Annotated in this window: 18 protein-coding genes; all 18 read right to left on the reverse strand. The window is 46.2% G+C overall.

Annotation, left to right across the window (positions count from 1 at the left end):
- Positions 1-149: 149 nt before the first annotated feature.
- Positions 150-1,154: a DNA-directed RNA polymerase subunit alpha gene (locus tag IKL48_01830; protein ID MBR3603421.1), complete on the reverse strand. Its 1,005-nt coding sequence runs from the start codon at positions 1,152-1,154 to the stop codon at positions 150-152.
- A gap of 13 nt (positions 1,155-1,167) precedes the next feature.
- Positions 1,168-1,809 (reverse strand): 30S ribosomal protein S4, encoded by a 642-nt coding sequence (gene rpsD / locus IKL48_01835; protein MBR3603422.1) that lies wholly within the window; start codon positions 1,807-1,809, stop codon positions 1,168-1,170.
- A gap of 5 nt (positions 1,810-1,814) precedes the next feature.
- Entirely contained in the window at positions 1,815-2,234 is a 420-nt protein-coding gene (gene rpsK, locus IKL48_01840) for a 30S ribosomal protein S11 (GenBank protein MBR3603423.1), read from the reverse strand.
- 23 nt (positions 2,235-2,257) lie between these two features.
- Positions 2,258-2,632, reverse strand: a complete 375-nt coding sequence (rpsM, locus tag IKL48_01845; protein MBR3603424.1) for a 30S ribosomal protein S13 — start codon at positions 2,630-2,632, stop codon at positions 2,258-2,260.
- Positions 2,633-2,653: 21 nt separating this feature from the next.
- Positions 2,654-2,767, reverse strand: a complete 114-nt coding sequence (rpmJ, locus tag IKL48_01850; GenBank protein MBR3603425.1) for a 50S ribosomal protein L36 — start codon at positions 2,765-2,767, stop codon at positions 2,654-2,656.
- Complete coding sequence (gene infA / locus IKL48_01855) at positions 2,768-2,980, reverse strand: translation initiation factor IF-1 (GenBank protein MBR3603426.1); 213 nt, start codon at positions 2,978-2,980, stop codon at positions 2,768-2,770. It abuts the gene before it with no gap.
- 42 nt (positions 2,981-3,022) lie between these two features.
- Positions 3,023-3,775, reverse strand: a complete 753-nt coding sequence (gene map, locus IKL48_01860; GenBank protein MBR3603427.1) for a type I methionyl aminopeptidase — start codon at positions 3,773-3,775, stop codon at positions 3,023-3,025.
- A 9-nt stretch (positions 3,776-3,784) separates the two neighbouring features.
- Positions 3,785-4,420 (reverse strand): nucleoside monophosphate kinase, encoded by a 636-nt coding sequence (locus IKL48_01865; GenBank protein MBR3603428.1) that lies wholly within the window; start codon positions 4,418-4,420, stop codon positions 3,785-3,787.
- 121 nt (positions 4,421-4,541) lie between these two features.
- Complete coding sequence (gene secY, locus IKL48_01870) at positions 4,542-5,879, reverse strand: preprotein translocase subunit SecY (protein MBR3603429.1); 1,338 nt, start codon at positions 5,877-5,879, stop codon at positions 4,542-4,544.
- Positions 5,879-6,340 (reverse strand): 50S ribosomal protein L15, encoded by a 462-nt coding sequence (rplO, locus tag IKL48_01875; protein MBR3603430.1) that lies wholly within the window; start codon positions 6,338-6,340, stop codon positions 5,879-5,881. Before rplO ends, secY begins: the two co-directional genes overlap by 1 nt.
- 18 nt (positions 6,341-6,358) lie before the next feature.
- Complete coding sequence (gene rpsE / locus IKL48_01880) at positions 6,359-6,931, reverse strand: 30S ribosomal protein S5 (protein MBR3603431.1); 573 nt, start codon at positions 6,929-6,931, stop codon at positions 6,359-6,361.
- 18 nt (positions 6,932-6,949) lie between these two features.
- The gene (locus IKL48_01885) at positions 6,950-7,318 is read right to left on the reverse strand and encodes a 50S ribosomal protein L18 (protein MBR3603432.1); all 369 of its coding nucleotides are present in this window, start codon (positions 7,316-7,318) and stop codon (positions 6,950-6,952) included.
- A gap of 2 nt (positions 7,319-7,320) precedes the next feature.
- Complete coding sequence (gene rplF, locus IKL48_01890; protein MBR3603433.1) at positions 7,321-7,872, reverse strand: 50S ribosomal protein L6; 552 nt, start codon at positions 7,870-7,872, stop codon at positions 7,321-7,323.
- Positions 7,873-7,881: 9 nt separating this feature from the next.
- Entirely contained in the window at positions 7,882-8,274 is a 393-nt protein-coding gene (rpsH, locus tag IKL48_01895; GenBank protein ID MBR3603434.1) for a 30S ribosomal protein S8, read from the reverse strand.
- A 68-nt stretch (positions 8,275-8,342) separates the two neighbouring features.
- Positions 8,343-8,528, reverse strand: a complete 186-nt coding sequence (locus IKL48_01900; protein MBR3603435.1) for a type Z 30S ribosomal protein S14 — start codon at positions 8,526-8,528, stop codon at positions 8,343-8,345.
- A gap of 17 nt (positions 8,529-8,545) precedes the next feature.
- Positions 8,546-9,130 (reverse strand): 50S ribosomal protein L5, encoded by a 585-nt coding sequence (gene rplE / locus IKL48_01905; GenBank protein MBR3603436.1) that lies wholly within the window; start codon positions 9,128-9,130, stop codon positions 8,546-8,548.
- Between the two features lie 14 nt (positions 9,131-9,144).
- Entirely contained in the window at positions 9,145-9,453 is a 309-nt protein-coding gene (rplX, locus tag IKL48_01910) for a 50S ribosomal protein L24 (protein MBR3603437.1), read from the reverse strand.
- On the reverse strand, positions 9,453-9,783 hold a 331-nt coding region (rplN, locus tag IKL48_01915), incomplete at its 5' end, for a 50S ribosomal protein L14 (GenBank protein MBR3603438.1). The genes rplX and rplN, both read right to left, overlap by 1 nt.

Below are 9,783 nucleotides of genomic sequence, written 5' to 3' on the forward strand. Positions count from 1 at the left end.
CTTGGGCAGAGTGGTTTTTACTTCTTCGTGCAAGATAATGCTGGTAGCCATATTTTTAAGCATGGCATTCTTGTGAGAAGAAGTTTTGCCGAGTTTACGGTATCCAGTATTCTTAATCATCTTTTACAATCCTTATAACGGGTAATACCCTAAATTTTCATGCCCAGAGACAAATTCATCTCGGCCAATCTTTCTTTAATTTCGTCCATGGATTTGGCACCGAAATTTTTGATCATTTTCAAGTCATCTTCCGTCATTTTTACCAAATCGCGAACGGTGAGTACTTGTTCGGATTTTAAGCAATTGATGGAGCGGGAAGAGAGCTCAATGAATTCAATAGATTGGTTAAGCACTTCGTCAAGTTTGGAGTTGACGGGCGTAGCGCCGCTGACACTGCCGGTAGCGGAAATCGGTTCTTGCTCATCGGAAGCGGTGCTTACGGCTACCGTGCCCGGTTCTTCACCTTCAATGGTGAAAATATGCAAGGAACCAGAGAGCAACACCGCGGCACGATGCAAAGCACGGGCCGGCTCTAAGGTGCCGTCAGTGGTGATTTCCAAAATCAAGCGGTCATAGTCGGTTTTTTGTCCGACGCGGGCCGGTTCAACGTCATAGTGCACTTTGACGATGGGAGAGAACAACGCATCCACCGGAATAAAACCGGCCGGGCGTTGAATCTTTGCCAAATCTTCAGCAGGCACATAACCTTTACCGCGGGAAATTTCAATTTCCATTTCAATGCTGCCGCCCACTTCCAACGTGGCCAACTGCAAATCTTTATTTACGATGCTGACACCATCTACTTCTTCAATGTCAGCAGCGGTTACCGGGCCGGGTTTAGCGGCGCTTAAGGTAACATATTCGCGGTTTTTGTTATCCATCTTAATGCGCAAATGTTTCAAATTGAGCAAGATGTTGATGACGTCTTCCCGTACATTGGGCAAGGTGCTGAATTCGTGCACGGCTCCGGCAATGCGCACCGCTGTTACGGCAGCGCCTTCCATACCGGAAAGCAAGATGCGGCGCAAGGAATTACCAACCGTGTGGCCATAGCCGCTTTCATAAGGTTCGGCCGTAAATTTGCCGTAATACTCAGAAGCGGTTTTTTCGTCCAACTGAATTTTTTGGGGAAGAACTAATTCATTAAAAGCCATTTCAGCCTCCGCACTATTTAGAATAGTATTCTACGATGAGCTGCTCATTGACAGGGTAGGACATTTCCGCTCTGTCGGGCCATCTCAAAAGTTTGCCAGTCATTTTCTCCGCATCAAATTCCAAGAAGCTGGGGCGTTGGTTGCGTTTTTCGGTTTCCAACAAGCCTTGTTTTACTTGGGTGTTTTCGGCCAAAGCGCTGCTTAAAGCTACTTTGTCGCCGGGTTTGACTTGGAAAGAAGGTACGTTGACTGCTTTTCCGTTTACCGTTACATAGCCGTGCAAGACGATTTGGCGGGCGGTTTTCAAAGATACCGCAAAGCCTAAGCGGCGCACGATGTTATCCAAGCGGGTTTCCAATAAGCGCAAGAAGTTTTCACCGGTTTGACCTTGCAATTTGGAAGCTTTGTCGAACATATTGCGGAACGGAATTTCAGACATACCAGACTGAAAACGGGCTTTTTGTTTTTCCTGCAAGCTGATACCATATTCGGACAATTTGGTACGGCGGACTTTGCCGGCGCCTTTTGCACCGCGAACTTTGGTGGCGGCCAACTTGTCAATGACGCAGTTGGTGTAGCATTTGGTACCTTTCAGGAACAATTTGCAATCTAATTTTCTGCATTTTTTGCAGCTAGCTTCAGTATTTCTGGACATAAATCTTATACTCTCCGGGCTTTAGGGGGTCTGCATCCGTTGTGCGGGATGGGGGTCACGTCTTTGATAGAGGAAACCGTAAGGCCGGCTTGTTGTACGGCACGTACAGCGGTTTCACGTCCCTGACCGGGGCCGCAAACTTTTACGGCTACTTCGCGCATACCCAAGGCAACGGCTTTTTCAGCAGCTTTGTTGCAGGTAATTTGAGCGGCGAACGGAGTGCTCTTTTTGGTGCCTTTAAAACCATGGGAACCGGCGGTGGACCAAGCAATGGTGTTGCCTTTGTCGTCGCTGACGGTTACGATGGTGTTATTGAAAGAACAATAAATATGCACCACGCCGAACGCAGGAGCTTTGGCGTTTTTCTTTTTGCCTTTTGCCGCAGGAGCAGCAGAGGCGGTTTTCGTTACTTTTTCTTCTGCCATATGTTAAATCCTAAAATTTAAATTTATTTAGACTTAGAACCGACGGTTTTTCTTCTTCCGCGGCGGGTTCTGCTATTGGTTTTGGTGCGTTGACCACGTACCGGCAGATTTCTGCGATGGCGTTGGCCTTTGTACGAACCAATTTCAATAAAGCGGTGAATGTTTTGGGCTACTTCTCTGCGCAATTCACCTTCCACCTTGTATTCTTTTTGCAAGATGGTGTTTAAAAGACCGGCCTGTTGTTCGGTGAGGTCTTTTACTCTGGTAGCGGGGTCAATTTGGCCTTCCAATTTAGCGAGCACTTCTTTCGCATTCTTTTTGCCAATACCATAGATGTATTCCAACGCTACATCAATTCTTTTATTTTTCGGTAAATCAATACCTGCGACTCTAGCCATATTCTATAAGACTCCTATAAATTAACCTTGGCGTTGTTTGTGTTTAGCAACTTCGCACACTACACGTACTACGCCGTTGCGCTTAATGATTTTGCACTTTTGGCATATCTTTTTTACACTGGCTCTAACTTTCATTTATTTCTCCCTATAAGTGATTCTGCCTTTGGTCAAATCGTACGGGGACAACTCCAACTTCACTTTGTCGCCGGGCAGAATTCTTATATGATGAACTCTCATTTTCCCGGATATGTGGCCCAGAACCACTTTGCCGCCCGGAATTTCAATTTTGAACATTGCGTTGGGCAAGGATTCCAAGACTTTGCCTTCTACTTCTATTTTATCGCTCATACATCTCCGAGTTTAGGTTAAATTTCAGAATGCCTGCAAAGGTCATTCAAAAGCAGTAAGAACTTCACTGCCGTGAGCTGTGACTGCTACCGTATGTTCAAAGTGGGCCGCTAAACTGCCGTCCCGCGTGACCACCGTCCAACCGTCACTAAGCTGCCTGACTCTCCATGTTCCCGCTGTAAGCATAGGTTCAATGGCAAGCACCATGCCTTCCTGTAAAACAGGGCCGGTCCCTCTCTCTCCAAAATTCGGAATAGAAGGTTCCTCATGCATGTTGCGGCCAATGCCGTGCCCGCAATAATCACGGACAACGCCCATACCATGAAGCTGCGCAAAAGTTTCCACCGCCCAACCGATATCTCCTAAACGGTTGCCCGGTTTGACTTGCCCGATTGCCTTATAAAGAGACTTTTTGGTAATGTCCATCAGTCTCTGGGCTTCATCAGAAACTTTCCCGATGCCGAGTGTGATCGCGGCGTCCGAACAGAAACCGTCAAGCTTGGCTCCTGTATCGATACTGATAATATCACCACTCTTTAATATTTTATCTTTTTTGGGGATTCCGTGCACGATTTCTTCATTTACCGACGCACAAATACTGCCCGGAAAACCGCCATAACCCAAAAAAAGCGGTATCGCTCCGAAGGAACGAATCGTTTTTTCGGCTATTGCGTCCAAATCTAAGGTGGAAATACCCGGCTGGGCCACTTCCTTCATTTTAGCAAGCACCGCTGCGGTCACCTTACCCGCATTTCTCATCAGTTTAATTTCGTGCTCGTTTTTTACTTCTATCATAAATCCTTCTTAAGCCTTAACTACCGTTAAAAGTTCTTCAAACACTTTTTCCGGTTCTTGATCACCGTTTACTTCCGCATATAAATTTGCTCTTTGATAGAACAAAATAATAGGCTCGGTTTGTTCATGGTAAACGGCTAAACGGTGCAAGACATGCTCCGGCGTATCATCCGGACGAGTGAAAATCTCTCCCTCTTGTTCTTGGCACTGTTGTAAGGAAAAATTGGGTCCGATTTGTTTTACACTACCGTTTGGTAAACGACATTGTTTGCGAGCAGAAAGACGTTGCACCACTGTATCTTCCGGCAAAGTAATCACAATGGCTTTGCTTAAGGTGCGCCCCAACTCTGCCAACATATCTTTCAACATTTCGGCTTGTCTAACGGTGCGAGGAAAACCATCAAAAATAATCGGCTTGGGGGTTTTTTCTACTGTTTTCTTCAGAATAGACAACATCATTTCATCAGAAATCAAATTCCCCTCATTAATAATTTCAGCGATTTCTTTCCCTTCTTCGCTTCCGGATGCAATTTCAGCGCGCAACACGTCTCCGGTAGAAATATGTTTATAATCCAACTCTTTTTCTAACTTATACGCTTGCGTTCCTTTTCCGGCTCCGGGAGCCCCCATTAATACAATATCCATTTTTTCCTCTAAAGACATAAGTTGCGTTTAGGCTCCATTGAGCCTAAACGCAAAATAAACAAACAATAATTTTCAACTTTTTCCAAATTTGGATTTGTAATGACTATTTATTCAAATAGTATTACTGGCCGACGTTGAACCAGCGACCTTTAATTTTTTTGCTGCCTTTTAAAAGCGGTTCATAATTGCGAGCGACTAAATGTGCTTGGATTTGGCTTACCGTATCCAAAGCCACACCTACCACAATCAGCAAAGCTGTACCGCCAAAGTAGAAATCTACATTAAATTTCGCGCGGAAGAAATCCGGCAAAATGGAAATCAAACAAATAGCAATGGCCCCACAGAACGTCAAGCGGTTCATCACCCATTCAATATAATTTTTGGTAGGCTCTCCCGGACGAATACCCGGGATAAAACCACCCCATTTTTTCATATTGTCAGCCAAATCGGCAGGGTTGATGGTCATGGAGTTGTAGAAATAGCAGAAGAACATAATCAATGCCGAGAACAACAACATATACCATACACTATTGTGATTCATAAATTCCATCAAACGTTGCGCCCAAATTGCTTCGCGGTTAAAGCTGGCAATCGTTAAAGGCAAAGAAATAACGGAAGATGCAAAGATAACCGCAATTACACCGCTTTGATCAATTTTAAGCGGCAAATAGCTGGTTTGCCCACCATACATTTTATTGCCTACTTGACGTTTGGCATACTGTACCGGAATTTGACGCTGAGCCGTTTCCAACCAAACCACTAAACCGGTAATTACCGCAGCAGCGGCAAAAATGACCAACGCCATAAAGAAGTCCATTTCATCGGCTTTCACACGATTAACAACTTCCATAATAGCACTGGGCAAGCGGTCCACAATACCTGCAAAAATAATCAAAGAGATACCGTTTCCCACCCCTTTTTCCGTGATTTGTTCGCCTAACCACATCACAAACATCGTACCGGCACATAAGGTCAGTACCGTCGTGACAAAAAAGAAGAAGGAAGGATTTACTACTGCGGCAACACCGCCGGCACCTTCTACTTTGGTAATAGCAAACGTCATCATGGAGCCTTGCAAGGCAGCCAAAAACAGCGTGAATATTCTGGTGATTTGGTTTTCTTTCCGCCGACCGGCTTCGCCTTCTTTGTGCATACGGTCAAGCGCCGGAAAAATATGAGCACCGCGAACCAAGCTGATGATAATGGACGCGTTGATGTAAGGCATAATGCCGAGGGCCAAAATAGAAAACTTTCCTAAAGCTCCACCGGAAAAGATATTCATAAAGCCCAAAATACCGTTTTCGTGCGCAGCAAACATCTGACGCAAGACATCGGTATTGATTCCCGGTATGGGAATGGCGGCCGCAATGCGGAAAACGGCCAACGCCCCGAGCAAGAAGAGAAGTCTCTTCTTGAGCTCGGGAGCGTTAAAAATATTCGCGACTGTATTGTTTTGCATTATTTGGTCTTCTTTTCAATAACAGTGACGCTGCCACCGGCTTTTTCAATAGCGGCTTTGGCCGTTTTGGAAAAACCATGAGCAGAAACTTTCAGTGCTTTGGTCAACTCACCCATGGCGAGGATCTTAACACTGTTTACATCGTGAATAGCACCGGCTTTCTTTAACAATTCCGGAGTCACTTCTTCACCGGCTTTGAAAAGTTTTTCCAAAGTACCCACGTTTACATAGTCAAAGCGACGGGCGAAATCTTTATTAGAGAAACCGCTCTTCGGAGTTTGACGCACTAAGGGCATTTGACCACCGGCTTTGCTTTCTTTGCGGCTATTACCGGAACGAGAGGTTTGACCTTTCATACCTTTACCGCAGTAATTACCCAAGCCAGAGGCGGCACCGAGCCCCAGTCTTTTTCTGGGTTTTCTGGATCCGTGTTTAGGGAAAAGTTTATTTAAAGTTACCATATTATTCTCTCCACAAAACTAGTTGGCCGCTACTTCGGCAGCGGGTTTTTCTTCCGCTTTTACTGCTTCCGCTTTACCGCGGATAGCGTTGACAGCTTCTTTGCTCTTTAAGAGTTTCAAAGCTTCCAAGGTAGCGTACACTAAGTTGCACGGGTTTGTGCTGCCCAAGCTCTTAGCCAAAACGTCTTTAATGCCGGCGGCTTCCAACACCAAGCGCACACCAGCGCCGGCGATTACACCGGTACCGGGAGCGGCGGGTTTCATCCACACAGAAGCAGCACCAAAACGGCCGATGACTTCGTGCGGAATCGTGTCGCCTACGATCGGGAAAGTGACCGTGTTTTTGCGGGCATGAGTTTCAGCCTTGCCGATAGCAAGCTGAACTTGGTTGGCTTTACCGATGGCCACACCCACTTTACCATCACCGTTTCCGATGACGACTAAAGCGCGGAAACCAAAGCGTTTACCACCTTTTACCACTTTGGCCGTACGGGCTACGTGGATAACGGTCGTTTTGCCTTCCGTGGCGGGTTTGACCTTTTGAAACTCGGCTTTTTTGCCTTTCGCTTCTTTTCTAATTTCGTTAGTCATTAAATTCACCTTATACTCTTAGAATTTCAAGCCGGCTTCTCTAGCGGCATCGGCCAAGGCTTTGATTCTGCCGTGATAAACGCGGCCGCCGCGGTCGAACATGACTTCGGTAATACCTTTTTCCAAAGCTTTCTTGGCGATGACTGCGCCTAAGGCTTTGGCGGCTTCTACGCTTTTACCGGAGGCTTCAAATTTGCCTTCCAATTCTTTAGACAACGTGGTAGCAGACACCAAGGTGCTGTGGGTATTGTCATCAATAATTTGGGCGTAGATATATTTCAAGCTTCTGTAAACAGACAAGCGCGGGCGGTGAGCACCGCAGGAGGCCAACAAGTGTTTGCGGCTTCTGTCTTTTCTGAATTGATATCTTTCTTGTTTAGTAGCCATAATTATTTGCCTCCTGCCGCAGTCTTACCGGCTTTGCGAGCAATGTGTTCGCCTTGATATTTAATACCGCTGCCTTTGTACGGCTCGGGAGGTCTGATCCGGCGGATCTTGGCAGCAAAATCGCCAATGACAAATTTGTCGCTGCCTTTGATTTCAATCAAGTTGCTCTTGGGATCGGCCGCTACGGTGACACCGGCGGGCACGTCCATCACAACGGGGTGAGAGAAACCTACTTCTAAGGTCAGCTTATTGCCGGCCACAGAAGCACGATAACCTAAACCGTTGATTTCCAAGTTTTTGTTGAAACCGTTGGTGACACCTTCAATGATATTGAAGACGTTAGCGCGGGTGGTACCGTGAATGGCGTTTAATTGTTTCTTTTTAGCTTCGTCAATAGACAAAGTCATGACGCCATTTTCGATGTTGATGGCAATGTCGGCCGGTACGGTGTAGGACAAGGTGCCCAATTTACCGGTAGCAGTGACGACATTGTCTTTTACATCTACTTTGGTTCCGGCGGGAATATTGATAACTTTCTTACCGATTCTGCTCATATTCCCCCCTTACCACACTTGGCACAAAAGCTCACCGCCGATTTTTTCGGCTTTGGCTTGAGCGTCCGTCATAATACCTTTGGAGGTAGATAAAATCGTGATACCAAAGGAACCGCGGACTTTGGGGATATTGGTGTAAGCACTATATACCCGTTGGCCCGGTTTGGAAACACGGCGCAAACCTTGAATGACGCATTCGTTTTCCGGCGTATATTTCAAAAATACGCGGACCACGCCACCTTTGGTTTCGTTGTGCACGGCTTTGAAGTTAGAAATATATCCTTCTTCCTTCAAAATGCGCGCGATTTCCGTTTTAATTTTAGAAAAAGGGATATCCACTTTTTCTTTCTTTTTCATGTTTGCGTTTCTGACTCTGGTCAAGAAATCTGCGATTGGATCCATGTTATTAGGAAGCGTTCCAAATTACTTTCCTTGCGGAGTTAACTCGCGTTCGCCTCCTCCTCCTGTAATTACCAGCTAGATTTTTTCAGACCCGGGATAAGACCCTGGTGTGCCATTTTTCTCAGGCAGATACGGCAGAGACCGAAATCGCGATAATAACCTCTCGCGCGGCCGCAGATTTGGCATCTGTTATGATAGCGCACTGCGAACTTCTGGTCTTTAGCCATTTTTGCAACCCATGCTTTAGTAGCCATAAATTCTATTGCTCCTATTATTTGGCCGACTTTCTGAAAGGCAAGCCCATATATTTCATGAGCAAGCTGCCTTCTTGGTCGTTCTTAGCGGTGGTAACAAACGTAATGTTCATACCGTGGGCTTTGGGCGATTTTTCCACATCAATTTCAGGGAAAATATAGTGTTCTTTAATGCCCAAGTTCAAATTGCCGCGGCCGTCGAAGCCTTCCGCAAAACCTTGGAAGTCGCGAATGCGAGGGCAGGCAATATTGATGAAGCGTTCCAAAAATTCATACATGCGAGCGCCACGCAACGTCACACGGACGCCGATAGGCATACCTTCACGCAATTTGAAGTTGGAAATAGACTTTTTGGCGCGGCGAATCTGGGAGGCTTGACCGGCGATAGCGGTCAAGTCTTCTCTGGCGATTTCCAACGCTTTAATGTCTTCTCTGGCTTCTTTCACGCCGATGTTGATGACGATTTTTTCCAATTTAGGCGCGGCCATCGGGCTTTTGATACCCAAGTCTTTCAGCAAAGCCGGCAACACTTTCTCTTTGTAGAGCTGTTGCAAGGCAGGCTGATAGGACGCGGTCGTCGTTTTCTTCGTTTCTTTAGTCATTTTTCTTACCTAGATTAAATGAGCGTTTCGTTGCATTTGCGGCAGACACGCACTTTTTCGCCATTTTCCAAAATTTGGATTTTGGGGGTCATGGCTTTTTTGCATTTACCGCAAACGACGGCGACATTGGAGGCGTCCAACGGAGCTTCCATCTTTTGAATGCCGCCCTGTTTATTTTGGGAAGGTTTCACATGTTTGGAAATCATGTTAATACCGACAACCGTTACTTGGTTTTTGGACGGATTGACAGATTTCACTTCCCCTTTCTTGCCTTTATCTTTACCGGACAAGATCAATACAGTATCGTTTTTCTTGACTTGCATTATACTACCTCCGGCGCCAAGGAGATGATTTTCAGGAAGTTCTTTTCCCGCAATTCTCTGGCAATAGGGCCGAATACACGTGTACCTTTGGGTTCGCCATTGTCGTTGATGATGCAAACGGCGTTGTCATCAAAACGAATATAGGAACCGTCTTTGCGTCTTTTTTCACGGGCTACGCGCACTACTACGGCACGTACCACGTCGCCTTTTTTAATGGCGGAAGTAGGGATCGCATCTCTTACAGAGCACATTACTACGTCTCCGAGGGTTGCGATATCCCGGTGGTGACCACCGCGCACTTTAAAGCATTGCACTTTTCTGGCGCCGGAA

Source organism: Elusimicrobiaceae bacterium (genome assembly GCA_017520185.1).
Taxonomy (GTDB): domain Bacteria; phylum Elusimicrobiota; class Elusimicrobia; order Elusimicrobiales; family Elusimicrobiaceae; genus Avelusimicrobium.

Bases quoted from the DNA above. Each gene is read 5' to 3' on its own strand.
- infA (MBR3603426.1), bottom strand. From the start codon at position 2,980: ATGAGCGATAAAATAGAAGTAGAAGGCAAAGTCTTGGAATCCTTGCCC.
- rpsH (MBR3603434.1), bottom strand. From the start codon at position 8,274: ATGGATCCAATCGCAGATTTCTTGACCAGAGTCAGAAACGCAAACATG.
- rpsM (MBR3603424.1), bottom strand. From the start codon at position 2,632: ATGGCTAGAGTCGCAGGTATTGATTTACCGAAAAATAAAAGAATTGAT.
- IKL48_01865 (MBR3603428.1), bottom strand. From the start codon at position 4,420: ATGGATATTGTATTAATGGGGGCTCCCGGAGCCGGAAAAGGAACGCAA.
- map (MBR3603427.1), bottom strand. From the start codon at position 3,775: ATGATAGAAGTAAAAAACGAGCACGAAATTAAACTGATGAGAAATGCG.
- rplX (MBR3603437.1), bottom strand. From the start codon at position 9,453: ATGCAAGTCAAGAAAAACGATACTGTATTGATCTTGTCCGGTAAAGAT.
- rplF (MBR3603433.1), bottom strand. From the start codon at position 7,872: ATGAGCAGAATCGGTAAGAAAGTTATCAATATTCCCGCCGGAACCAAA.
- rpsE (MBR3603431.1), bottom strand. From the start codon at position 6,931: ATGACTAACGAAATTAGAAAAGAAGCGAAAGGCAAAAAAGCCGAGTTT.
- rpsD (MBR3603422.1), bottom strand. From the start codon at position 1,809: ATGTCCAGAAATACTGAAGCTAGCTGCAAAAAATGCAGAAAATTAGAT.
- rplE (MBR3603436.1), bottom strand. From the start codon at position 9,130: ATGACTAAAGAAACGAAGAAAACGACGACCGCGTCCTATCAGCCTGCC.
- rpsK (MBR3603423.1), bottom strand. From the start codon at position 2,234: ATGGCAGAAGAAAAAGTAACGAAAACCGCCTCTGCTGCTCCTGCGGCA.
- IKL48_01885 (MBR3603432.1), bottom strand. From the start codon at position 7,318: ATGGCTACTAAACAAGAAAGATATCAATTCAGAAAAGACAGAAGCCGC.
- rplO (MBR3603430.1), bottom strand. From the start codon at position 6,340: ATGGTAACTTTAAATAAACTTTTCCCTAAACACGGATCCAGAAAACCC.
- IKL48_01900 (MBR3603435.1), bottom strand. From the start codon at position 8,528: ATGGCTACTAAAGCATGGGTTGCAAAAATGGCTAAAGACCAGAAGTTC.
- secY (MBR3603429.1), bottom strand. From the start codon at position 5,879: ATGCAAAACAATACAGTCGCGAATATTTTTAACGCTCCCGAGCTCAAG.
- IKL48_01830 (MBR3603421.1), bottom strand. From the start codon at position 1,154: ATGGCTTTTAATGAATTAGTTCTTCCCCAAAAAATTCAGTTGGACGAA.
- rpmJ (MBR3603425.1), bottom strand. From the start codon at position 2,767: ATGAAAGTTAGAGCCAGTGTAAAAAAGATATGCCAAAAGTGCAAAATC.